The sequence below is a fragment of the bacterium genome (assembly GCA_021371935.1).
Taxonomy (GTDB): Bacteria; Armatimonadota; UBA5829; order UBA5829; family UBA5829; genus UBA5829.
In genome coordinates, this window is the sequence record JAJFVF010000013.1 from 163,825 (window position 1) to 188,840 (window position 25,016).

General features: G+C 49.2%; 24 protein-coding genes. 13 read left to right on the forward strand and 11 right to left on the reverse strand.

All coding sequences use genetic code 11. The features are described 5' to 3' along the window. Positions 1-2 precede the first annotated feature (2 nt). Positions 3-689, reverse strand: coding sequence for a response regulator (locus LLG46_10810; GenBank protein MCE5323789.1), 687 nt, complete (start codon positions 687-689; stop codon positions 3-5). A gap of 209 nt (positions 690-898) precedes the next feature. Here LLG46_10810 and LLG46_10815 point away from each other — a divergent pair, with 209 nt between their 5' ends. Next, the gene (locus LLG46_10815) at positions 899-1,654 is read left to right on the forward strand and encodes a hypothetical protein (protein ID MCE5323790.1); all 756 of its coding nucleotides are present in this window, start codon (positions 899-901) and stop codon (positions 1,652-1,654) included. 197 nt (positions 1,655-1,851) lie between these two features. Beyond that, positions 1,852-2,970: a PDZ domain-containing protein gene (locus LLG46_10820; GenBank protein MCE5323791.1), complete on the forward strand. Its 1,119-nt coding sequence runs from the start codon at positions 1,852-1,854 to the stop codon at positions 2,968-2,970. A gap of 108 nt (positions 2,971-3,078) precedes the next feature. Here LLG46_10820 and LLG46_10825 read toward each other — a convergent pair whose 3' ends face one another. The 3 genes from LLG46_10825 to LLG46_10835 form a co-directional block, all read right to left on the reverse strand. Continuing rightward, a complete protein-coding gene (locus LLG46_10825) occupies positions 3,079-4,227 on the reverse strand; it encodes a serine/threonine-protein phosphatase (protein ID MCE5323792.1) in 1,149 nt (382 codons plus the stop codon). A gap of 81 nt (positions 4,228-4,308) precedes the next feature. Continuing rightward, a complete protein-coding gene (locus LLG46_10830; GenBank protein MCE5323793.1) occupies positions 4,309-6,033 on the reverse strand; it encodes a 4Fe-4S binding protein in 1,725 nt (574 codons plus the stop codon). Beyond that, a complete protein-coding gene (locus LLG46_10835) occupies positions 6,030-6,290 on the reverse strand; it encodes an NAD(P)H-dependent oxidoreductase subunit E (protein MCE5323794.1) in 261 nt (86 codons plus the stop codon). The genes LLG46_10830 and LLG46_10835 overlap by 4 nt, the downstream gene beginning before the upstream one ends. A gap of 478 nt (positions 6,291-6,768) precedes the next feature. Here LLG46_10835 and LLG46_10840 point away from each other — a divergent pair, with 478 nt between their 5' ends. From LLG46_10840 to LLG46_10860, 5 genes are all read left to right on the forward strand, one after another. After that, positions 6,769-8,361, forward strand: coding sequence for a peptide chain release factor 3 (locus tag LLG46_10840; protein ID MCE5323795.1), 1,593 nt, complete (start codon positions 6,769-6,771; stop codon positions 8,359-8,361). A 100-nt stretch (positions 8,362-8,461) separates the two neighbouring features. Then, complete coding sequence (locus LLG46_10845) at positions 8,462-9,043, forward strand: sigma-70 family RNA polymerase sigma factor (GenBank protein MCE5323796.1); 582 nt, start codon at positions 8,462-8,464, stop codon at positions 9,041-9,043. A 12-nt stretch (positions 9,044-9,055) separates the two neighbouring features. Then, positions 9,056-10,090: a Flp pilus assembly complex ATPase component TadA gene (gene tadA / locus LLG46_10850; GenBank protein ID MCE5323797.1), complete on the forward strand. Its 1,035-nt coding sequence runs from the start codon at positions 9,056-9,058 to the stop codon at positions 10,088-10,090. A 65-nt stretch (positions 10,091-10,155) separates the two neighbouring features. Next, entirely contained in the window at positions 10,156-10,716 is a 561-nt protein-coding gene (locus LLG46_10855; GenBank protein MCE5323798.1) for a GNAT family N-acetyltransferase, read from the forward strand. Positions 10,717-10,775: 59 nt separating this feature from the next. After that, positions 10,776-11,882: a redoxin family protein gene (locus LLG46_10860; GenBank protein MCE5323799.1), complete on the forward strand. Its 1,107-nt coding sequence runs from the start codon at positions 10,776-10,778 to the stop codon at positions 11,880-11,882. A 144-nt stretch (positions 11,883-12,026) separates the two neighbouring features. Here LLG46_10860 and LLG46_10865 read toward each other — a convergent pair whose 3' ends face one another. After that, positions 12,027-13,121: a DUF362 domain-containing protein gene (locus LLG46_10865; protein ID MCE5323800.1), complete on the reverse strand. Its 1,095-nt coding sequence runs from the start codon at positions 13,119-13,121 to the stop codon at positions 12,027-12,029. Between the two features lie 344 nt (positions 13,122-13,465). On the opposite strand from LLG46_10865, the gene LLG46_10870 reads away from it, so the two are divergent. Continuing rightward, positions 13,466-13,858, forward strand: a complete 393-nt coding sequence (locus tag LLG46_10870; GenBank protein MCE5323801.1) for a secondary thiamine-phosphate synthase enzyme YjbQ — start codon at positions 13,466-13,468, stop codon at positions 13,856-13,858. A 57-nt stretch (positions 13,859-13,915) separates the two neighbouring features. Here the strand turns inward: LLG46_10870 and LLG46_10875 are convergent, their stop codons facing one another. From LLG46_10875 to LLG46_10885, 3 genes are all read right to left on the reverse strand, one after another. Further along, entirely contained in the window at positions 13,916-14,299 is a 384-nt protein-coding gene (locus tag LLG46_10875) for an STAS domain-containing protein (protein ID MCE5323802.1), read from the reverse strand. 64 nt (positions 14,300-14,363) lie between these two features. After that, positions 14,364-15,059, reverse strand: coding sequence for a CPBP family intramembrane metalloprotease (locus LLG46_10880; protein ID MCE5323803.1), 696 nt, complete (start codon positions 15,057-15,059; stop codon positions 14,364-14,366). Position 15,060: 1 nt separating this feature from the next. Then, on the reverse strand, positions 15,061-16,371 hold the full coding sequence (locus LLG46_10885; protein ID MCE5323804.1) for an amidohydrolase family protein: 1,311 nt from the start codon (positions 16,369-16,371) through the stop codon (positions 15,061-15,063). A gap of 81 nt (positions 16,372-16,452) precedes the next feature. Here LLG46_10885 and LLG46_10890 point away from each other — a divergent pair, with 81 nt between their 5' ends. Then, on the forward strand, positions 16,453-17,400 hold the full coding sequence (locus tag LLG46_10890) for a cation diffusion facilitator family transporter (protein ID MCE5323805.1): 948 nt from the start codon (positions 16,453-16,455) through the stop codon (positions 17,398-17,400). On the opposite strand, the gene LLG46_10895 is transcribed toward LLG46_10890, so the two are convergent. The 3 genes from LLG46_10895 to LLG46_10905 are packed head-to-tail and all read right to left on the reverse strand — an operon-like array spanning position 17,401 to position 20,049. Next, positions 17,401-19,005 carry a DUF4900 domain-containing protein gene (locus LLG46_10895; GenBank protein MCE5323806.1) on the reverse strand — a complete coding sequence of 535 codons (1,605 nt, stop codon included), beginning with the start codon at positions 19,003-19,005 and terminating at the stop codon, positions 17,401-17,403. Then, entirely contained in the window at positions 18,995-19,555 is a 561-nt protein-coding gene (locus LLG46_10900; protein MCE5323807.1) for a prepilin-type N-terminal cleavage/methylation domain-containing protein, read from the reverse strand. The genes LLG46_10895 and LLG46_10900 overlap by 11 nt, the downstream gene beginning before the upstream one ends. An 11-nt stretch (positions 19,556-19,566) precedes the next feature. Next, on the reverse strand, positions 19,567-20,049 hold the full coding sequence (locus tag LLG46_10905) for a type II secretion system GspH family protein (protein ID MCE5323808.1): 483 nt from the start codon (positions 20,047-20,049) through the stop codon (positions 19,567-19,569). 269 nt (positions 20,050-20,318) lie between these two features. Between LLG46_10905 and LLG46_10910 the strand changes: the two genes are divergently transcribed. From LLG46_10910 to LLG46_10925, 4 genes are all read left to right on the forward strand, one after another. Next, entirely contained in the window at positions 20,319-21,299 is a 981-nt protein-coding gene (locus tag LLG46_10910; GenBank protein MCE5323809.1) for a D-glycerate dehydrogenase, read from the forward strand. 243 nt (positions 21,300-21,542) lie between these two features. Then, complete coding sequence (locus LLG46_10915) at positions 21,543-22,673, forward strand: glycerate kinase (protein ID MCE5323810.1); 1,131 nt, start codon at positions 21,543-21,545, stop codon at positions 22,671-22,673. 120 nt (positions 22,674-22,793) lie between these two features. Further along, on the forward strand, positions 22,794-23,534 hold the full coding sequence (gene nadE, locus LLG46_10920; protein ID MCE5323811.1) for an NAD(+) synthase: 741 nt from the start codon (positions 22,794-22,796) through the stop codon (positions 23,532-23,534). A gap of 152 nt (positions 23,535-23,686) precedes the next feature. After that, the gene (locus LLG46_10925; protein ID MCE5323812.1) at positions 23,687-25,009 is read left to right on the forward strand and encodes a hypothetical protein; all 1,323 of its coding nucleotides are present in this window, start codon (positions 23,687-23,689) and stop codon (positions 25,007-25,009) included. The last annotated feature ends 7 nt before the right edge of the window (positions 25,010-25,016 follow it).

The window sequence follows — 25,016 nt, forward strand, 5'->3', positions numbered from 1 at the left end:
ATCTACTCCTTGAGTCTGTAACCGACTCCGCGTACTGTCTCAATGTGTTTGCCTGCATCACCGAGCTTTCGCCGCAGCGAGACGATGTGCACGTCCACTGACCGGTCCGTTACCTCGGAGTCCTCGCCACGCGACCACTCGACAATCTGATACCTGGTAAATACCCATCCCGGACGCCTGGCGAGAGCATGGAGAATGCGAAACTCGGTGAGAGTGAGTTCGATTGTCTCGGAGCCAATAGTGACGACATGCCTGCCTGGATCGATGCGAATATCATGGATCGTGATTATGTCCGACTCTGTTGCTGGTTCGGTTTTTTCTCTGCGAAGCACTGCCTTCACGCGCGCTATGAGCACTTTGGGGCTGAAAGGTTTGGTTATATAGTCGTCCGCGCCGAGTTCGAGGCCTGCCACTATGTCCGACTCTTCACCCTTGGCAGTGAGCATGATTATCGGGATTGCCTTTGTGACAGGGTCGGAGCGCAAAATCCGGCACACGTTCAAGCCGTCCACACCCGGCAGCATCAGGTCGAGGAGAATCAGGTCAGGCAGGCTCGCCCGTGCTCCAATTAGAGCCAGTTCACCGGTGGTGACGGTTTCGGTCGAATATCCTTCCTTTGCGAGGTTATACTCGACCAGCCTCAGAATGTCTTCCTCATCGTCGACTATCAACACTTTTTCATTTGGCATTGAGATCACTCCCCGACAGCACACGTATATTGAACCATATCTTTGTTAGTAATACGTTAAGATATACAGGTGATATTGTAGTTTTTGGATAGCGGTTGGTCAACATCTGCATTGTTGGTGTCAATCAGAAAGGAATTTTAACACAGTTCACAGAATGTATCAGCACTGACGTGCGTTGCACGACCTATAAAATATAGAGGAGCAATATTGTGGGAAAAGTTTTTCGACTAGTATTTGAATTGGCTTTCGCCGTGATGTTGATAATGACGTCGGTATATGCCGCAGAAGAAGAACCGGCAGACGAGCAGAATGCTGCAATCTCATATAAGTTAGAATTCAAGGACAGCGAGACGAACAAGCGAGCATATAAGGCCGAGATAGATCTAGAGGATCCAAAGGCAGACGGTGGTACGTTGAGTGTTCACGCTTGGCCGGTGTTCGTCGAGACTGTGACTGCCGCTAAGGATAATGCCGCCATGCTCTCATATGCGGTGCGTGAGGGCAATGTGACATTGGATTTCATAAGCGGTGGCAACAAATCAAGTGCATATCAAGGACCGATAGGCAATGCTACTATGAGCTATTCACGAGCGCCGCAGGGAAAAGTAAGCGATATCGAAATTGATAAAAACATGAATGTGCTCTTCGGCAAAGCAGGTGCATACGCATATTGTTGGTTGGGACTGGAGTTTCCCGACCGTGAACTGAAGATCGGTGATAAATGGACTGTAAAGGGATCGGACAGCATCACAATCGACTACATGCTTTCGGACAAAGGTGAGCTCGGTGATATCAAGTACCTGAAAATCAACGGTACGATTACCAAACTCGTCTCGTCGTTAAGTGATGCCAGGCAGGATGTCGGCAGCATCATAATACTTTTTGATTACCCGAGCGGCGAGATTTTTAAGTCTGAAGTGAAAATAGATGGCTTAACTATGTCGCTGGTTCGCTCATGGATATAGGGGTCGGGTATTTAATCTTGACCCATAGATTTTGTGATCATCGACGGATAATGGTTCGTCCAAAACCTGTACAAATAAGGCCGTCAAAAGCAAGAATGAGTGTGGATGCTTCCGAAACATTTCCGCCGTACGGTAATTAATCCATGAGCGTCTAACTCGGACTCAAAATTTTATCAGCATGGAGGATCACATCGTTGTTGAGGTTTGTTTTGGTGCTGTTTGCAGTCTGCTTCTTCACTGGCATTGCATATGCCGATGATATTGATGCCATAAACGCGATGCTGAACAACATCCAGAGTGCTCATGCGCTTCATGATATTGAGCTGCTTGGGGCACAATATTCCGATGAGGGCTTGCTGCTCATTGGAGATCATCCTGAACCTGCGGAAGGTGCCTTCGTTCTAACTAAAGATAATGTTCTCATGGCCATACAAAGACAGATCTGGCAGGCAGGAGGTCTTCGGTCTCGGACAATAACTGAGCGGCACATAGCAATGAAAAACGACCTTGCATTCATACGCATGGTTGTCAACGACAAGTTCAACAATGGCAAGACAGTCAACAGCAAGCAATTTGTTATTGCCGTAAAAAGAGATGCGCGCTGGAAAGTCTGTTTTGGCATGCCTGCAATAATGAATGCCAGAATAACAGTTACGTCTGTTGAACCAGGTTCGCCTGCGGATAAGGCACAGCTGAAGGCTGGGGACATCATTATTTCTTGCAATGGCGAGGATATTGATCCAGCCGTATTCAGCGATACCCCAACGAATATTATCAACAAAAAACACAAGTCTGATGTAGGCCTGCTGATCCAAAGATCAGGTTCCGAGATTGAGCTGAATGCTCCATCAAGACTTACTGGTGCAAAATTGGAAGCAACTTTGACACCCTCCGGCTCTACTGGTTTTCTGAGTTATCCACAGCCGATAAAAGACATCCTCAGGAAAGAAATGGAAATCCTGAAAAACGGCGATATAGACAGTTTACAGGAAATAGTCTGCCCATTGGGCTTCTTTTCATATAGACGCACGCAGAATAAGGTGACTCTGGTCAGCAAAAAGAACTTCCAAGAAGTAATGGGCAAGCAGGTCGCTGAGAGTAGGAATGCTCTCGATTTATCATCGGTTGACATAAAAAGCATAGATGTTATTGCAACCCCAAATATCGCAGTGGCCTGCGCAATAATAAGCGCCAAAGAACGTAGCGGAGCATTATTGCAGGTGCCGACACGTCTGGAGGTATATGTCAGAAACGGTCAGCAATGGTTTCTTGTCGCAAACCTTGTAGAGCGATATCACCTTGCTTCAGTCGATTGAATAGATTCATGCACTAATCAATATTTACGGTCAGTAAATTGCTTAGTGCATGTGGTTGTACTGGTGTGAAAAACTATAGTGGTATGCAAGCGGCCAACCGTGATTTACTTAGTAATAACTTACTTCGACAGTCTTGCCTTCGTCTCTCAACAATGCGGCAAGTGTCTCAACGACTGATCTCCGCAGGAGCATTTCCGGGGGAAAATTGGCATTTTGATGCGCTGCATTGCGAGCAGTGCCGACCATAAACGTTATGCCGTCGCATGATTTTAAGAGGTCATGCAGGTCAGTTGCGGCATTCTCATCGTCATCCGGCACGCCGCGCTTTATATAATCGACCACACGGTTAAGCGTGAGCATGCCTTCGGTGACCAGGTCTATGCCTTCGATCTGAGCGGTGGGCGGAAGACCCGTGTCGAGATATTTCAGCTCGATCTCGACTTCTTTGCCGAGCTTTTCTGCAACCAGGTGCGATGTCGTACCTCCGGCGATTATTTTTATCCCGGGGGTGGAAAGGAATTCGTTTATCATTCGAGGCATGTCTTTCGGGTCACCGGCAGGACCGGTTATTACCACAGCATTGCGCGCCTTGCGATATCTGGTGGCGACCACCGTGCCGTCATCGCCCGGAGATGACTCCCACAACTCGCTTGCCTGCTTGAGGACAATATCAGCCAGTCTTTCAGGATCACTCTCGGCGAGATAGGCGACATGGCTTAGATAACTCTGGACACCCTCTTCCTGCCAGCCCATGCGCATGGTCGTCCCAACACCCGCATGAATAATCCCATCCGACATCTGCAGTATTACGTCACCCGGCCTCAGCTTGAAGTGTGTCTCACGGATCGTTTTGTCGAGGACATCGACCTCGGAGCCGATTGCGGGGCTGACCTTGACACCGCCTCTGAGCCTCAACGAAACGGGCGAGTCATATTCGACAAGGGTTGCCTGGCCAGTATCATAAATTCGCAGGATCGAGAAAGTTGAATATGCGATGCCGCGCCATTTGCAGACCGGCAGAGTCGCAACCAGAGTTTCGACCATCTCATGCGTACTTAAGTTGCCGCTGGCAAGGCCGCCGACTATCTCAACAGTAAGAGTTGAAAGCACATTTGCCTTAACGCCGCTGCCCAAACCGTCCGAAAGCACGATGACTGTTGAATCAGACGCGCGAAAGACTTTGAACGAGTCGCCGCATGTGTCCTCGCCCTTTTTGGAGAAATTCTTGCCTATTACATCAACCGTATACTGCTTCATATATGTACAATCAAAAAGTCAAAAGGTCGAAAAGTCAAAATGAGCGTATCTTTGACTTTCAAACTTTTTGACTTTCAAACTCTATTTACTCTCTTCCACATCCTGCGCCAACTGCGTAAGTTTGCGCAGCAGGACACGGGTTTCACTTGTTGTTTCACCGAGGATACTTGCGATTTCCTGGGCCATTCTCATCTGCTTTTCGATCACGCTCTCCGCACCTTCGAGAGTCTCTGCGCGCATTCGAGCGATACGGTCTTCCTCTTCCTTACTCTTGGTCAGGTTGACGAAGATGCCGATCATTACATTTTCGCCTTCGAGCCGGTATATGCTCTCGCTTGCGACTATGCTATACTGCTGCAAAGAAACCACCTTACCGTTTATTCTCGGCACAACCTCAGCCGCCACTTTTTCAAAGTCCTCAGGGTCCATCAGCAGGCTTATCGGTCTGCCGACAAGTTTGTCTGTGGCGCTGAACATCCTTGCAAACGCAGGGTTGAACGAGACTATGTTGAACTGTGCATCGACCATAACAATGCCGTTTGGACTGTTATCGATGATCTGGTCGGTTTTGCGTTCGGCCAGGCGTCTCATCCAAGGCAGACACATGCTTCTTTCGGCCATTCCAGAAAGCACTGCCATTGCATTTTCTCTGCACGACGGGTAACCGCATGCGCCGCAGTTAAGCTCATCTTCAACGGTATGCTTTCCAGTCTCGGCCAACACGGCTTTGACCGCCGCCTCACTGAACTGCGGCTGAGGCAGTGTGCGCGGGCTGATATCGCGTTTCAGATCGACCATGGGAGCGCCGGCAATATCGAATTCTTTCTCGGCTTCATAGGTCTTTCTCTTGTGATATTGAAGGACCTTGTTCCGTCGGGCATATATATCTTTTGCCGGACCCATACATGCGCCATTTATGCATCCTCCCGAGCAAAACAGCGCTTCAAAGAGCCTGACAGGCGTGTTATCCGACAGATGGTCGATCATTTCGACGACATGCTTGCTGCCGGAGAGTGTAATGAAATCTTCACGCAGCAGACCGGAAGCAATGGATGCAGTCTTTGCCAGGCCGCCTTCCAATGGGAAGAGCTGGGCGTTCTTTGGACGCACATCATCGAATGGTGTCGGCTCCAGAGCGCTCTTTTTTATCCCTGCATCGGCCAGAGCCTGATGCAGTTCCTCGAATGTGAGCACCGCATCCACACTGTGCTCCATTTCTTCATCAGCCTCGCCTTTCTTGGCTGAGCATGGGCCAATAAACACCACTTTAGCATCGTCGCCGTATTTCTTTTTTAGGTACCTTGCATGTGCAATCATGGGCGAGGCAATAGGCGTGATATTCGAGCATACATCCGGGTGGTACTTCTCCATATAACAGACCACCACAGGGCATGCCGACGTCACCCATGTCGTTGTCTTTGTTTTATCCATCAATTCCGCCGTGGCCTGAGCAACCAGTTCAGCGCCGACTGATGTCTCGGTCACCAAATCGAACCCGAGCTTCTTTAGTGCAGTGGGGAGCAGGCCGCCGCCATAATCGCCGAATGATGCCGGGAATGACGGAGCCACCGACGCTATTTTTTTGTCCGGCGAGGCAAGGATTTGCATGACTTTCTGCAGGTCATCGCGCACATGTTTGGCCTGTTGAGGGCATTCACGCACGCATGTGCCGCACAATATGCATTTTTCCGCATCGACACGCGCCTGGCCGTCGGCTATCCTGATCGCCTTTACCGGGCAGACTCTGACGCACCTGTAGCAGTCTCTGCACTTGGCCTTATCGGTAGTGATGATGGAATTATTCACGATTGCACCCGCGGCAGAATCTCGTCATTGAAGAATTTCTCGGTCTTATCCGGCGTAACTCCGCCATGGACCTCACCATTGACGACGACATTGGGAGCGTCCAGACAGTTGCCGAGACACAGGTCGGCCTTGAGTTCCACTTTGCCGTCGAGGTGCTCTCGTTCTATCAGCATCTCAAGGGTTCTCAGGGTCTTGCTGCCGCCTTTGACGTGGCATGAACTGCCCACGCACACCTTGATTTCCAGCTTATCGGACATAGGGGTACTCCTGACACTCGGGGTCAGCCTCTTCACATCGCTGTGACCTACAATAACATTCTCCACGCCAATTATTGCTTTGTCAAGAGACCAACTGCTTTGGATCGTCAAAAACTAAGAGTTAATTTGTAGACCGGAAGCAATTGCCCAGGAAATTTCGCCTGCATTTTTATCTTAATCGCAATTGAACTAGCCGAATGTGAGCGCTTTGCATGAGCGCAAAAACATATTGATATTCTTTGCATCCGAGAGACTCAGTCATCTGGAATTTTTGGCTCGGCGGGAGCCTCGCCCTCCCAGTAAGCTCACTATTGGAAGGACAAAACTCCCGCCGAGCCATATTTGCGCCAGCAGAACTGAACGGTTCCTTTGCATTCCTGCAAATTCCGAATAGTGCGGCTGTTTATGATATAATAATATTAGTCTTTCCCGTCAAGGCGGCAGGAAAGGCGATTTTTTGTGTGTTATGGAGTTTGTTTTGGCTGACAGTTTCCGCGATGAAATCCGCAGACGTCGGACATTCGCAATCATATCTCACCCGGATGCGGGCAAGACCACCCTTACAGAAAAACTGCTTCTATATTCCGGCGCAATCGATCTGGCCGGTTCGGTTCGGGCAAAAAAGGACCAGCGGCATGCCACGTCTGACTGGATGGAACTCGAGCGGCAGAGGGGGATATCCGTCACATCGACTGTGCTCCAGTTCGACTACGAGGACCATGTTCTGAATCTGCTGGATACGCCGGGTCATGAAGACTTCAGCGAGGACACATACCGCACACTTACCGCTGCCGATAATGCAGTGATGCTCATAGACGCAGCAAAGGGGATCGAGCCGCAGACGCGCAAGCTCTTTGAGGTCTGCAGGATGCGCGGAATCCCGATCTTCACGCTCATCAACAAGATGGACCGACCTTCGCGCGATCCGCTGGACCTGCTAGATGAGCTTGAAAAGGTATTCGGTATAGCGACCCATGCTATGAACTGGCCATTGGGTAATGGCTCCAATTTCCGTGGAGTGTATGATCGCCATGATCGCAAGATGCACCTCTTTGAACGGACTGAGCATGGCGCTAAGCGCGCGCCTGTTATTGTGACCGACCCAGACAGTCCCGAATGTGCGAAACTGGTGGATAAAGAGACGCATGCCAGGTTTCTTGAGGAGATGGAACTACTGGATATGGCTGGTGATGAGTTTGATGCAGAACTGCTGCGCACCGGCAAGCTCACTCCCGTATACTTCGGCAGCGCAGTCAACAATTTCGGCGTGAGGCTCTTTCTCGACTCATTCCTGAAGTTGGGTCTTCCGCCGTGCGCCAGAAAAGCCGCTCAGGGTATGATTGAGCCGGAATATCCGCACTTCACCGGCTTCGTCTTCAAAATTCAGGCAAACATGGACCCCAAACACAGGGACAGTGTCGCATTTTTAAGAGTATGTTCCGGCAAGTTCGAGAAGGACATGCAGGTCCATCACTCCCGACTCGGCACAAAGATGCGGCTGTCGAGGCCGCATAAACTCTTTGCCAGGGACAGAGACACGGTTGAGGAAGCATATCCGGGTGATATCCTGGGTCTGGTGAACCCCGGCGCGTTTGCGATTGGCGATTGCGTCAGCGCGAACGGTCCGGTCACATTCGGCGGAATTCCCAGGTTTGCTCCTGAACATTTCGGCACACTCCGCTGTCCCGATCCTTCGAATTACAAAAAATTCCGCAATGGTCTGGAACAGCTCAAGGCCGAGGGCGCTGTGCAGCTATTCTATGCGGCAGGCGCAGGCTCCACGCGAGAACCGATAGTGGCAGTGGTCGGCAGACTGCAGTTCGACGTGATATCTTTCAGGCTCAAGAGTGAATATAATGTGGACACAATCTTTGAGCCGATGGACATGAAGTATGCGCGCTGGATTATCGGCAGTGATGAGGATATCGCCAATATATCGCTCTCGATAGGTACGCGGCTTGTCGAAGACTGTGAAGGACGCCCTGCAGTGCTCTTTGACGGAGATTGGGGACTTTCACGTGTCATAGAGAAAAACCCTAATTTAAAATTCGAGTCCGTTGCCCCAGAATAGCCTTCAGCCCCGAATTTCTACGTTTTTTGTATCTATATCGAACCCACAAGCCTTAAAATGGCTCCTATATATAGAACACCATAGAGGGAGTCAATAGGCAATGCTTCTGCTGCGCGATCTGCTCAAGCTGTGCGAAACAGGCGACAATGATGCCGCTGCTGAACTTGTCAGCCGTTTTCGGCCATGGGCACTGGATTTCGCATCTGCAATCACGGACGATCATGACCTTGCTGAAGACGTCGTGCAGGAAGCGTTCATTACTGCTATCACACATCTGCGCGATCTTCGCGAACCCGATGCATTTGCCGGCTGGTTCAGGCAGATTATCCGTTCGCAGGCAGGAAGAATACTACGTAAAAGTCGAGAACTGCCTGTTGAACAGAATGATCTGTCTGCTTCAGGTGAGTGCTCTGCCCAAGATCGTTTGCAAGCCGAAGAACTGCGCATGGTGGTCCGCAAAGCTCTGCAGTTGCTTCCAAATATCCATAGAGATGCAGTCGAGATGTTCTATCTTGAGGAAATGAACTGCGCAAGTATATCGGATATCCTCGATGTGCCTCTGGGTACGGTAAAGCGCCGCCTGTTTGATGCCAGGGCCAGACTGAGAGACTTGCTGCTTGGTTATGTCCAAGGCGATGAACCTGATCGAAAAGATCTCAACGACCAGGAATTCCCTTTATGAAAGGAGACCGAAATGTCGGAACAAATTTCAATCGAGCTTGAGAAATTGATTATGATGGCGCATTCGCGCGGCGCAAGTGATTTGCACCTGCTTGCCGGTGAACCGCCTACGATCCGTGTAGATGGTGTGCTGGAGCGTACTGGCAGTGCTCCTCTTACGGCAAGTGAGACCAAAGCAATAGCCTCCGCGGTCGTATCAGCCGAAAAGATAGACGCGATAGAGCGCGACGGTGGAGCGGTTGAAAGGTCGATGACTTTTGGCGATGTTTCTGCACGGATATGCGCAGCCCGAGTTTCGGGCGGGATAAGTATATCCGTCCGCTTGATTCCTACCATAGTTCCGTCTGTCGAAATGTTGAGGCTGCCGAAGGGACTAATCGAGGCGGCGAAATCACCCAGGGGACTTATCGTTTGCTCTGGACGTATAGGTTCAGGCAAGTCTACTTCAGCTTATGGTCTTCTCGATCACATCAATGCGACCAGCAACGCCAACATCCACACTTTGGAAGACCCGATTTTGTATCGGCTCACACCAAAGAAATCACTCGTACAGCAGAGAGAGGTTGGCTTGGATATCCCTGATACTGTCACGGGACTCAGGCAATTGATTCACATGGACCCGGATGTCATTTTCATGAGCGAGGTAAAAACCCTGGAGGATCTGCAGGCTGTCATAACTACTGCAGAAACCGGCCACCTGGTCATTGTTATAATGCATGCAGACTCACCTGAGGAAGCAATCCGGCGGATAGGAGATGTATTCCCGGAACACACACGTCCGTTTTATCGAAAGGCGCTCGCTGATATGATCAGGTGTGTGTCATGCCAGCGCCTGGTACCCAAAATCGGTGGTGGACGCATCGCAGCGTTCAGTGTGTTGGTTCCTGACGAAGAGATGAGGAATGCGATTGCCGAAGGCGCAGATATCTTTTCTAGGAGAATGCCCCTGCCTGAAAACTGCATGCGCATGGCCGATGAGATCAATCGTATGGCCTGTGAGGGCATCATCAGCGAAGAGACGGCAAAAGCTTATCTTGCGGACATGTAGCGAAAACAGGATAAACGGCGTTGCATGTATAATTCAGTCACCATAAGATATTGACAGGAGATTTGATGATGGACCCCAGCGCATTCCTGATTGGTAAAAGAATATACCTCAGACCGTTTGAAAGAGATGACCTGGATCATATACGCAAGTGGTATAACGACCCTGAGCTTCGCGGTAAAATTTGTGTGACTGAGCCATATAATATGGCAAAGGCCGAGCAGTGGTTCGAAGATATTTGCAAAGATGAGCAGCGAATATGGTTTGCGATTGCACTCAAAGAAGATAATGCGGTGATCGGTGAGTGCGGACTGCTGCGCATGTTCCATGCCTGGAAGACTACAGACCTGACCATGATAATAGGAGAACGCGACGCGCAGGGCAAAGGCTATGGCTCTGAAGCAATGCAACTCCTGTTGAACTATGCATTCGGCTATCTGGGGTTTCATCGAGTAGCTGTTGGGGTAGCAGGTTTCAATGAGGATGCTGTCAGGTTCTATGAAAAGAACGGATTCAGACGCGAGGGCATTCAGAGAGAGGGCTATTACTATAACCACAAATATCATGATTTCGTGATGATGAGCGTTCTCGAAGACGAGTATCGAGAGAATATGCACGAGAAAAGATAGTTTCCAGAGATTTGTAATAAAGAGTCTGGTTGCAGCGTCATGCAGTTCGGGGGGGTAAGATGAAAAAGTGTACAGCCGTATTAGTCGTGTTAGCTATCCTTTACGCCGTATGTGTTGCACAGGCAGCCACGCTCAATATTGGCGACAAGCCGCCGGCGCTAAAGGTCTCGAAGTGGGTCAAAGGCAGACCTGTCAGTGAATTCGAGAATGACAAGGTGTATGTGGTAGAGTTTTGGGCGACATGGTGTGGTCCATGTATTCAAAGCATTCCTCACTTGACCGAACTTGCGAAAGAATACAAAGATAAAGTCACGTTTATTGGCGTGAACATATGGGATACACGTAATGACAAAACTCAGGCTAACTATGAAAAGAGGATAGCGGATTTTGTCAAAGAAAAAGCAGACAAAATGGCCTATAAAGTGGCTCTTGACGATCTCAAGGGAACAATGGCTGACACATGGATGAAAGCCTCCGGCTCAAATGGTATACCGACGTCTTTCGTGATCGGCAAAGACGGCAGGATTGCCATGATTACTCACCCGATGTCACTCGACAAATATCTGGAAGATATTCTATCCGGACAGTTTGATATGAAAACCGAAGCCGAGAAGCATAAGGCGCGGATTGCAGAAGAAGAAAAGTTCAATAACCTTTTTGCGAAGGCATTTGAGCTTGCAAAGAAGGAACAGAACAAAGAAGCAGTCGCTGAGATTGACCGTGTGCTTTCCACGAATCCTGAATATGAAAGCAGAGTTGTGCAATACAGGTTCCGCTTTCTGCTCAAGTCTGATGAATCCGCAGCAGCCGATTATGCTCTCAAGCTTTCCGAAGGTATGTACAAAGAGGACACTGGTTACCTGGCGGGAATGGCGGAATCTCTGCTCGGATGTAAAAATCCCGACTATGACAAGGTCGAGGCGCTTGCTCAGAAATCCATTGACGTTTTGGGACCACATGGATCGAACCCATATGCGCTCTCAGCCCTGGCCGAGGCCAAATTCGGCAAGGGCGAGATTGACAAGGCCATTGAGTATCAGACAAAGGCCATTGATATCTTGCAAACAAATCCCAATTTGTCAGAAAAGACCAGGAAATGGGCGGAAGACAGACTGAACAAATACAAGGCAGCCTCTGAGAAAAAAGCAGACACTCCGGAACAATAAAAATAGAAATTTTTGGGGTTTGTAAACCCCAGCTGGCAGAGGGTGGCGATTCGGAGATCGCCACCCATCAAAATTTATCAAACCATCGGAAGTTATCAAACCATCAAACCATCAAACCATCAGACTATCAAACCCTCAAACACATCATTCCACCTCGACAATCTCATACTCCTGGCTGCCCAGCCCTATCTTGGCTGATTCCTCGCACTGCAGATATGGGTCCTTGCTGTGGATCTTGTGGAAGAGATGACCGTTTATGTCATCGCGGACAATGAGCGGATGGGGCAGGGAGCCTTCGATAAAATTTTCTGTCTTCACGGAATCGATTGACGCCTGTTCGACTGATACTATATCTGTTCCTGCAAATATCCCCACATCCGGTACAATTGCGGGAGAGGAAAATCCCCAACAGTCGCAAAACGGCGTGACGTTGGTCACATGGTTGATGAACATCACACTGCCCGTCTCAAATGTGTCCAGACATGCCTTGGTAACTTTTGCCATACCCGTCTGAAACTGCCTGACGCCCTCAAAGTTGATCTTAATTGCCTTTTGGGGACAGGCGGTGACGCAGTGCATGCAAAAACGGCAGTGGTGCATGAATATGTTCATCTTATTTTGCGCATCGAATGTAAGAGCGCCGGTCGGGCAGTTATCACGGCACAGATAGCAGTGTGTGCATGCAGCCTCATTCCACTCAAATTCGGTGTCTATTAGCGCATGGATATCGCCGCGGGTCTTGCAGGTATAGTTTCCCATAGCGATATTTTTAATAGCGCCGCCCCATCCGCAGTGGCCGTGGCCTTTGCCGTGGCTGTAGACAATCATGGCGTCGGCATGATATATCTCACCACACATCTGTGCGCTCTTCAGGCTGAGATAGTCTATCGGCACATCCACATAATAGTGTTCGTTCAGCCCGGCTGCGGGCACTATCGGCGCTTCCAATACTTCCTGCGTATATCCCCGCGCGATGGCGCTGGGTATAGCGGGCGTGCCGTCCGTTACAAACGGGTTTCCTCCGGCATTTCTGATCTCCTGCACCAGCATCCTCACAAATAACGGTGGGATTGTTGTGTAGCCGTAGTGACTGCCCAGGTGCATCTTAATAGCGACGGTTTTGCCGCCGAACATGTCCTTGAGCGGGTAGCTCTCGAGCATTCTATTGAATTTTGCAGGCAGACTGGCATCCGCGCGCAATTGCCGAAGTTTAGCCGAAGCGAAATGAACCTTACTCACTTTATACCTCTCAAAACTATATAGTCCGCATTATGCATTTGCTGCATAATCCGGGATAGGTGTTTCCAATATTCCGTGCTTTGGCGATTTGAAAACCATGCACTAACTTATGCCGAACTGCTCTTTTGACCTTCGTGTGCATGGAAATTTGGGCAGGAAGAACACAACGAGTGTCGAAGTCCTCAATATAAGGCTAGCCCGGATTATGCTGCGCTTACTGCATAATCCGGGTCTCTGAGAGCATTATTCACGAAAAGTGTGAATAATGCGGGCTAGGTGCGGTCGTATTGTCGATTCATAATCACGACCGACAACCGAAGACTAGATTTTATGGAGCAATAGTCATGGAGATATTTCCGGTCAGGACAACTCAAAGACACCAGTTTGTGGATGTAACTGCTCAGGTACAAAAATGTGTGAATGAAGCCGGGTTCAAGGACGGCCTCGTATGCATATTCGTGCCGCACACCACAGCCGGGGTCACCATGAACGAAAATGCCGATCCCGATGTAGTAACCGATCTGTTGGAAACGCTGGCAAAAGTGATCCCCGAGCGTGCGGGATACCGTCATGTGGAGGGAAATTCGGACTCTCATGTAAAGTCGAGCCTAATTGCTCCGTCGCTGATTGCGATTATCGAAGACGGGCGTCTGAAGCTGGGCACATGGCAGGCGATCTATTTCGCTGAATTCGATGGCCCCAGAAACAGACAGTGCTGGGTCAAGATGATCGGCTAAATAGAAAAATATCTTTTATCACGAAAACACGAAAAGGACTTTGTTCATCGTGTTATGCTAAACCGCTTTCACAGCTTCCAGCGCTTCTTCGATGCTGCCGTATATTCCAAACACGGTGTTGAGCCTTGTGATTTTCAATATCCTGTCTATTGAGCCATTGCATTTGATTAGATTAACGGTCCCGCCGATAGGCTTCAATCGCTTCGTTGCTGAGAGCAGTGCGCCGAACCCGCTGCTGTCCATGTAAGTTACTTGCGCAAAGTCTATGATAAGATGCTTCTGACCACCGGAAAGTACGGAGTTGATTGCCTCCTTGAACTGGGGAGCAGTGTAGACATCGATTTCCCCTGTCACGTCCAATACATTCATCCCGTCAATATCATGAATATTTGTCTCTAGACGGATACCCTCCAATTTCGCTCCTCCTGTCTGAAGTTTCAAAAGTATACATCCCCTATAAGGCGATGTCAACCACGTAACTGCTCACTATATGTGAGCAATTACGTCAGCCACTGTGCGGCCGTCCGGCAACTATCATCAAATCGAATGTTATCGATGCGAACCAGTGCAATACGAACCCCGGCACGAATGACTTTGCGTTCAAAGCTATGATACCTAGAATCAATCCGGCACCAAACGATGCAATAACTTCAATGCCGGGCTTGCCGGCATGCAAAATTCCAAAGGCAGCCGCCTGCACAAGAATTGCGGACCAGCCGATCGATCTCTGCAGTCCAAAGAGCAGATATCCCCTGAAGAAAAACTCCCAGCAGAAGAGGTACATGCCGTAGCTGAGTTCTGCATATAGCATCATCATCGGCGCCACCAGAAACGGGTTTGTCTGAGGGTAACCGGCAAATGCGCTCGCAAAGTCGGGATATCGCCTGAATATCGGATAGTAGTCCTGGAAGCCCTGCATCCGGCTTGCATAGAGCATCATGAAAAACAGCCCGGTGAATGCAATCACAAGGACTATCCATATCCGCCGCCACGAACCTAGTGAAAACCCGAATTTGTCCGGCTCCTCACCAAAGAAAAACAGCATCGTCAGCATCGGGATCCAAAATATCCCGATCAGGTTGCCGACCAGATATTGATTGTAGCTGGTGGCGGCGAAATTAAACCGCAGAAGAGCCGCTACTACTACTGCTCCCACTACAGCTACCACTATCGTGACAAATCTGTTTTTTCCTTTGCCCAAGTCAACTGCTCCGAGCGCTGAGTTTAGATTTATATTCGTCCATATCGATCTTGACCGGCCTGCCGCCTTTCACTATCTCCACTCCATCGACCATGACCATTGTTACATCCGATGGACTTCGAGATATAACTGCGAGAAACAAATCCTCATCCGGCAGTGTATCGCTGAGATCTATGGCTATGATATCTGCGCGCTTACCAACCTCAATCGTTCCTACGAGTTTGTCAAGCCCAAGCGTTTCCGCTCCGCCTATTGTTGCCAGTCTCAGAATATCATTCGCCGTCAACGCAGCCGCATCCTGCCTGTTTGCACGGGCAATTGCCAGAGCAAACCTCATCTCCTCAAAAAAATCGAAGCGCATGCAGCTTCCTTCACTGTCCGTGCCAAGGCCGACTGCTGCACCCGCCGCCATGAATTTCGTTGCCGGCGCGATCCCACAGCCGAGATACGCATTTGACCTTGGACAGTGCACTACCGATGCGCCGGAGTGAGCAATCAACTCAATCTCTTCATCAGAGACATGAACACAGTGTGCCAGACTTACGCCTTTTCTCAGCAGACCAGATTTTTGCAGTGTAAGGGTAGGGGAGAGACCGGTTATCATTGGCGGCCTGTCCAAGCGCTTTCGCCATTCTGCTATAGGACCCGTGCCATACATCGTGTAATCAGCTTCTGCATGTGTTTCAGCCAGATGTAGAGCGATTGGGATGCCTTTATCAGCGCATGACCCGGCGCATAATTCAAGCACTTCCATGTTCGATGTATAGACTGTATGCGGCGACAAGCCGACTCCCACAATGGCGGACGATTTGGTCTTCAAAGCATATATATTGTCTAGCATTATGGCATAATCTTGAACATAGTTATCACCCATGCTCTGCCCGAAAAGCTCGCAATATGCTGTGCCGCGCAGCCCGATAAGGCTCATTGCTTCTGCTGCTGCGCCTGTAAATGTCGAATCTCCCAGGCATGTGATTCCTGAGCAAGCACACTCTGCAGAACCGTAAATTGCTGAGTCGAGCGCAGCATTATAATCAGGCTGTCTACCCGATTTATAGCCGACACGTCCTATCCAGTCCCAAAGATTGAGCGCATCATACTGATTGCGGCTCCAAGTATAGTCTACGTGGGAGTGCGCATTTACGAACCCGGGCAGGATCGCGCAGTTGTTGTAGTCACTTATTGGTTCATCGGGGTATTTTTTAGACAGACCGACTCCAAGATCACAGATAATGCCATCTTTTATCAGGATTTCGCCCTGCTTTATGGGGTCGCCGGATATCGTTATCAGGTGTGCGGCTTTATAGATCATATCAAATCCTGGTTATGCGGCATATGAGACTTTTCCTTCGGTTGATATGGGTAATTTGGGAACAGGTGAGAGGTTATCGCAATGGATCGAAAAGTCAAAGCAGCATCCATATCGGTGGCATCAAATACTTTTCTGCTGGCGCTGAAGCTGGTCGTGGGTCTGATAACAGGCTCGATCAGTATCGTATCGGCGGCGGCAGATTCACTCAACGATCTCACCGCATCTATCATAGCATTTTTTAGTGTGCGGGCTTCAGCAGTGCCAGCCGATGAGGAGCATCCGTTCGGCCATGGCAAGATAGAGAACATATCGGCTGCGGCACAGGCTCTGCTGATATTCGGCGCGGCGATCTACATCATATTTGAGGCCATAGACAAGATAATGCGCCCCAGACCCCTGCAATCGCTGCCTTTGGGGCTTATTGTAATAGGTGTGACGGCTGTGCTGGATATATTTGTATCACGATATCTGCTAAAGGTCGCGCGTGAGACAGACTCGGCTGCCATTCGGGCGGATGCATATCACCTTACCACTGATGTCTGGACGTCGATAGGAGTATTTGCCGGGCTGATATTGATTGAAACAACAGGACTATTGATATTCGACCCGATTGTTGCGCTGTGCGTTGCGGCTACGATTTTGTGGGTTGCATTTTCACTGACCAGGGAATCAGCCGGACTGCTGCTGGACAGGCGTCTGCCTATAGAAGAGATAAGTACAATTGAGCGGATAGTTATGGGCACACCAAGGGTCGTCGGTTTTCACAAGCTTAGGACGCGCAAATCGGGTGCAACTCGTCAAGTCGACTATCATTTAATAGTGCCTGCGAATATGCCGGTCCTCGAAGCTCACAATATAGCTCAGGAGATCGAGAACAGGATAAAGACTGAATTGTCTTATGTGACCGTTGTGACGCACATAGAGCCTGATACTCATGACATGACAAGCGAGCCGGACACCGAAATAAGGCATCCGGCTCTGCGAATTGTCCGATATCACGCTCGCAGGCTTCGGAGAAAGCTGCGGTAATTACTCTGAATCGGGAACGACTCGCCATGAAATTCTGTCATATTTCCCTGTTGTGGGATAATATGGCGGTGGGCTCTGAGCCATTCGGGGATCATAAACATAGTTTTTTGCGTAACCCGTAACCAGCTTACCGGTACTTGAGTTGAAAGTGCCGACAGGCCCTCTGTATTTTTGAATAATTCCACCGAGGATTTTTAGCTTAGGTTCTTTACCTGGTGGAGGCGTTATGGTACCGGAGTTTAAAACGCTGAAACTGCCGCTTGAAGTGTTTTTGCCGCCGGCCAGGCAAACACCGTCTATTTCAAAGTCTGACGGGTACGATGATGAAGAACTGACAGTTATATTGCGGGCAACAAGCCCCATTGTGCCGGCGGCCAGATTTGCTGGCGCATTGGAATCAAGTGTTTTATCCGGATGTGTATGATAGACAAGATCGCCGGTTATCGTTATGTCCTTGTTGTTGTTGACATCGGTTGCTATAGTCAGCGCGGATCTTGTGGTAATTTCATCGTCGCTACAAAGATTGTCCGCCATCTCTCCCTGAAGGGATTTAATATTGCCTGTGCAATAGATTACACCATTAATCAGTGAATTCATGCTCGATACACTGCCAGATCCAAGTGTTCCGGTTGCGGTGGTTTCGTTGTTGTATCTGTCCAACACAATAGTGGTTGTTTTGATCTTTTTGTTGATTTTTTGTGTAATAACAATCTGTTGATTGCCCGAGCCATCCAATGACAATGCCATCGTTTCCACATCGCCGACGATATATATTCCACTGTTGCTTGCGCCACTCAGATATACCCCGGTGCTGCTTGAACTTGGATAACCGGATAATCCACCCCATGCCCCACTTTGGATCCTTTCAATATCTGTGTTAGGCAGGTCGATCGGGTCGACTCCCAGTCGTAGCCCTTTGGCTCCATTTTTGAATATCTTCTTATAGGTCGTTTCATTTGCCGGCGCGCCTGGCACATAGTCGATGCTGCTTGCAGCCGATGTAACCATATCCAGGAATATCGGACTGGTGGAGTTTGTGTAATTTATGTTGAACCTGGAATTATATCTATTGTTGCTGTGGACGGGTCCATCCACTGTTTCGCCTGTTCTCCACCAAATTTCTCCACCTCCGCTGGAGGTTTCACAGTCAGTAAAATATGCATATCGGCCAAATGATGCCTGCTTGATTACTATTTCCACTGTTTTTGAGACACCCCGATATGTGCCGATGGATGTGATAACAAAAACTCTCAAAGTATCGCTGGATGTAGTATCATCTGGAGTAATTGTGACCGAATACTGCCCGCCGTTTAGTGTTACCGGTCCGTCGAATGGATCGAAAGGCTCAGTGTCAGTTGGTGCACTGTTTAACTTGTAGAGGTATAAAGCGCCATCCTCAGCACCAGATTCGGCGATGTTGAGTGCAATTGTACGAGACTGCTGCTTATCGTTCATATAAAGCGCCGTGCTGGTGATGCTGATGACTGCTATTGCAAGGGTAGTCACCAGAAAAAGCGCGACTGTTGTGATCAGAAGAAGACTGCCTTTATTCCTCAGCCCGACATGCTGACTTTGGTCTGAACTAGATTTCGTTCTAATCATCATCTGTTGTCTTCCCGGAATAATTCCTTAGATATACAACGCGTTCAGTCAGCGTTGTGGAGTCCATTGAACTCGCACATTGCGGCTTAACACGCACACTTATCGCTATCGACTGATTGGTATCTTCCTCGAAATCCAAGGCTTCCACATCTTTCATAATTGCACGTCGATCATTGTCTTTGCCTCTCCAAAGCCATGTCCCGTCATGACCGGGTGTGCCCGAAGAATCAGATAGATAGTAGTCGAATTGATTTGCTGTATCGGGTTCATAACGATTATAGAATTGTTGCACGTCATTATACTTTTTAGGAGGGATAATCCTCAGCCGTGTCCCTCCACCTATGATTTTATAATCACTTGCTTCGCGAACGTCCGAGACAATTTTTTGCATAGCAGTGGCTGCATCTGTGTCCATAAATGTTCGAGCGGTTGCACGGTCATAGCAGCGCATCGTGCATATTGACATAGCTCCGATGGATGCAAGCATGAACGCCATGATTCCGCTCACCATTATTACTTCCAATAGAGTAAAGCCGCGATTTCTTCTCTTCACTTTGTTGGACCTCAATCAAAATTAGTAATAATAGCCGCCAGGGTAACAGTGTTTGTTTTGTTCCTGTAAGCTGTCGGGTGCCAGGTCACAGTGGCCGTCACAAGGGCTTTGCTGGTGTCACCATCGTAAGGTTTCTCGATTGACATTATTGCGGTAGGGTCAGAAAGATAGCTTGCGACATTGTCATTTCCTGCACTTGCAAATGAGTATACGTCGCTGCTGATGACGGAATCCACTATTTCAGCACCGAGCAGCGAATCAGCATCGAGTTGGCCGAAACCAACAGACCTTGCCTGATCAATTTTATGCTGACACAGGCTGAGCGCCTGAGCATATTGTCCGTTCATATGGGCACTTCTTTCAGCCATTAAAATTGAGCTTGCGAAGATAACCACAACGACGGAAAATGCCAGCAGCGATGCAGCAACTTCTATCAGAGTGAAACCCCTTGACTGCATACGTTTTTTGTTGAGTTGTCTATTGCTTATTATCACGTCAAATCCCATGCATGAAATGTGTGTGAAATATTGATGCTATTACTGCTTAATCCATCTATGCCATGTTCTAGTGTCCGGTATGCCTAGTACTTCTGCATGATTATCGGGTTATATGCTGCATTGCATTAGCCGCTAAAGTCACATATTTGTTCGATATACGCAACAAATGGCAGGCAGGCAGGCTAATTACAGCCGGAGACATAAGCACTGGACAATGTAACCGTTTACATATATAATTTGGTTGAAAAGCTATGTGAGGTGCAAGCATGTCTAAACCCAAAGTATTTGTGACCAGGGTGCTGCCGCAGTCAGCACTCGATAAAATCGCAGAAGCAGCCGATATGGAGGTCTGGCAGGACGAGCTGCCTCCGCCGCGAGAAGTCCTTATGGAGAAAGTCAAGGACTTGGACGGTCTGCTGTGTCTGCTCACAGATAAGATCGATCCCGAACTGATGGATGCTGCGTCCAAGGTCAAGGTGATCTCAAATTATGCGGTCGGATATGATAACATTGATATTCCCGCTGCCACAGTGCGCGGCATTCCCGTAGGCAATACCCCTGGGGTGTTGACTGAGACCACAGCCGACCTTGCGTTTACGCTGCTTATGTCATCCGCACGCAGGATAGTCGAAGCCGACAAATATACCCGCGCAGGCAAATGGAAGACATGGGGACCCATGCTGTTTCTGGGCCGTGATATCCATCATGCGACGCTGGGAATCGTCGGACTCGGCAGGATCGGGTATGAGATGGCCAAGCGCGGCAAGGGCTTCGATATGGACGTGATCTACTTTGACGAGTATCGCAATGAGCAGCGCGAGAAGGAACTGGGCATAAAGTATGTCGATCTGGACACACTGCTCAAAGAAAGCGATTTCGTATCGCTGCATGTTCCGCTGATGAAATCTACACATCATCTTATGGGCGAGCGTGAGTTCAAGATGATGAAACCGACCGCCATTCTCATCAATTCATCCAGGGGGCCGGTCGTCGATCAAAAGGCACTCTACAATGCTCTCAAGAACGGTGAGATTGCACATGCAGGTATTGATGTCTTCGATCCTGAGCCAATCGCAAAGGATGATCCGCTGCTGACGCTGGACAATATCACTGTTGTGCCGCATATTGCGTCTGCTTCAGTCGCCACACGCACCAAGATGGCAATGATGGCCGCCGATAACCTTATTGCAGGTATTACAGGAAAACCATTACCTAACCTTGTAAATTCGGAAGTGAAACCTAGATAGGCATAAGACGGCTGTCAGCTAGGAAAATCATAAGTTAGGTAAATATAAATAGATAGGTGACGATCCCCGAATCGTCACCTTACAGCCATAACGGGGTCTCCGAACCCATGAAGTATCCGGATTCGGAGATCCGGCACTGGCTTTGGGGTAGGGATTCGGAGATCCCTACCCATCACAAATCGGCTGTCGGCAGTCAGCCAACAACCGACCGTCGACAGCCGGTATTTTGTGTCAAGAGGTTCTATGAAAGTCGTAATTTGCCCCGATTCATTCAAAGGGAGCCTGTCATCAATCGAGGCCGCCAAGGCAATAGCGCGCGGTATCGAGCTTGGCGCTCCAGGCACTCAGACTGTGTGCATTCCTATCGCAGATGGCGGCGAGGGTACAGTCGATGCACTTGTCAGCGCAACCGGCGGCGAGATTTGCCATGTCAGAGTACATGGTCCTTTGATGCGCGAGATCGATTCATTCTATGGCATAATGGGCGGCGGCAAGACTGCTGCAATTGAGATGGCTGCGGCTTCCGGTCTTGTTCTGCTTGCAGATGACGAGCGAAATCCACTGATTACGAGCACTTATGGCACAGGTGAGTTGATATCGGCCGCTCTTAATGCGGGAGTGGAGAAGATTGTCATAGGAATCGGCGGAAGCGCAACCAATGACGGAGGCACTGGCGCTATGAGAGCATTGGGCGCGAAGTTCCTGGATAAGGACGGAAATGAACTGCCTCATGGCGGCGCTGCACTGGTTAACCTCGCCCACATAGACCTGACTGGTTTTAAGTTCCCAACAGGCTCGGTCAAAGTGGAGGTGGCATGCGACGTCACCAATCCCTTGTGTGGACCAACCGGCGCTTCGGCAGTATATGGTCCTCAAAAGGGAGCGACACCTGAAATGGTTGCTCAGCTTGATGATGCTCTGTGTAATTATGCACAAGTTTTATGCAAAGACTTGAACAAAGATGTGGCGCAAATGCCTGGAGCAGGAGCTGCCGGCGGCATGGGAGCAGGTTTGGCTGCATTTTTGGATGCAGAACTGCGTTCTGGTATAGATATGGTGCTGGATGCAGCCGGATTTGACGAAGCTCTGGACGGTGCTGATCTTGTAATTACGGGCGAAGGCAGGCTCGACGAGCAGACTGCCTATGGCAAGACCATAGGCGGCGTATTAAAGCGGGCGTCAGCCAAAAGTGTGCCTGTTGTTGCGATTGCAGGTTCTGTGTCAGCAGATATACGTGCGCTGCTGAAATCTGGTCTCATTACATTCAGTATAGTATCGGGACCTGTTTGCCTGGATTACTCGATGTCTCATGCAGCCGAGCTGATAGAGGCCGTATCTGCAAATTTAATCAGCTTAGCGGCAAGGATGCGCTGAAAGTCCACCTCTTCTGCACAATTTTCAACTAAGCCTTAACTCCTGCGCTCGAATCTGGTAGAATATAACCAGCAAATAATCAATACAAAATACTAGATACTAAATCAGTAGGGGGCTTTAATGGCAGTGGATCTAGCTCGTCCGATGGCAGGGCAGATTAGTGTTTGGATGGGCAATAAGGTTCGTGAAGCAGGAGCCAAAGGGCTTGTGTTCGGCATGAGCGGCGGCATTGATTCATCCGTGGTTGCGGTGCTCTCCAAAATGGCATGCGGTGATAATGTGCTGGGGATGATAATGCCCTGCCATTCCAATCCTGCATCTGCAGAGGATGCTCGGCTGGTTGCGCGTAAATTCGGCATCAAGACCCATTTTGCCGATCTTACTGCCACGTATGATGTGCTTGTGCCAAGGATTCCACATGTCGAGGGTTTCGAGCTTACCAACGTTAGGCCCCGCCTGAGAATGACCGCTCTCTATTGCGCTGCGCAGGCATTGGGCTATCTTGTGGCAGGCACAAGCAACAGGACTGAGATCGAGATAGGTTATTACACAAAGTGGGGCGACGGCGGCAGCGATATGTTGCCTTTGGGCAATTTTTATAAGCATCAGATATATCAAATTGCTCGTGAGCTGGACATGCCCAAGGAGATTATGGAGAAGGCTCCCACGGCTGACCTCTGGGAGGGTCAGACTGATGAAAACGAGATCGGCATGACATATGAGGAACTTGACTCAATACTTGCTGCTCTCAATTCCGGTGAGCTTTCAGGCTTCGATCCTGATTCGGTTGAAAGAGTGCGCAAGCTTATTGGCGATTCTGAGCATAAGCGGCTGGCCATTCCCAGGTTTATGCCGGTATAGGGAACTTCAAGCGTGCACATTCAGTCCCATAATAAGGAATATCACGCATAGTGAACAATCGCTATCGTCTATTTCCTAATTCCTGTTTTTATTGACTTGCCTGCCTTGGTTGTAGTACCATTTTGGCGTTAAGCATCACTTGGAGTGTGAAGATGTCTCGTAGCTATACAAGGTTGTTTCTGTGCGTTCTCTCGATATTTATGCTGATGGCGATGGTTGTTCCGTGCCAATCAATGTCGGTATACTGGCCAAAACCTGACCAGATCGTTCGAGAGAATGTAAAGATATCAGTTCCCGGCTCATCAGTCCCCAAAGATTCCTTTATTTCCGTACTGGTAGGTGAGGTTGGCAAGGAAAATTTTGTCCTTGCAGTCGATTCGGAGAGTGTACGCGCCAAAAATGGCACAATTAACATTTTGTGGAACAGCAAGTCCCCGTATCGCACCGTGTCAAACCCCAAAGACGACCACTACTTCAAGGACGGCAAATACAATATAAAGATCGAGGTTCACAAGCAGAGCAAGACCTCTTCAAGTATAATGGATACTGCAAGCGTGCCGATTGTATTGAAGAACAAGATAGCACGACCAAATCCGGCTCCGGGCATAAATCTTGTAAACAGGCTGAGCTTTGGCCAGATGAACACATATAAAATCAGGTCGGATGTGCAGGTATTCGAGGTGGTTTCAGGAATAGCTCTACCGATTGTTGGCGGATTAGGAATGTCGGGCGAGTTCAAAGTTGTTCAGAGTGTCGAAGATGTCCGCAATACGGGTGATTATCTGCTCAGATACCGCATTGATGGCACTCCTTATGTGACACAGTTCGGCCAGAGGATGAAACTCTACGAATTCGATCAAATCAAACCCCAGCTATACAGAGTGATGGACAAATACGGCAATGTGATTGACCGCAACATGTTCAGCAAACAGGCTCAGTTCAAAATCACGGACATACTGCCTGTCCTGCCTAAACATGCCGTAAAGGAGGGAGACTCCTGGCCGGATAGCATGAGCATTAAGCTCGATGGTCTTACTGACGCAATTTATCTTAAGGGAACATGCTCGCTGGACTCGTTTGAATGGCAGAGTGGACGCGAGTGTGTGAAACTGATCTCGAAGATGTCCGGCAAATCGACAATCGCCCTGATTGACGGCAAGATACGCAGTTCGGATGATGTCGTAAATGCCGATGTTGTGACCTATTTTGACTATAAAAACGGCAAAACGATCAGACGGGACGTAACCCTTGAGTTTCGTGTGATTGTCGAGCCGGGCGCAGGAGATGTGAGCTTGAGCGGGGGAGTTCCTCAGGCATCTTCAACAGGTGGTTTCTACCATTCTGCTTCTCCCGTAAGTAATCAGGGGTTTGATCAACCCGGCCCACCTTCGATGAATGGCAATATATCAAACAGCACAGCCGGTTACAAAAAGGGCAAAGTGCAGATTACATCCAGTATAGTTTTGGCGAGCTAGCGGAATT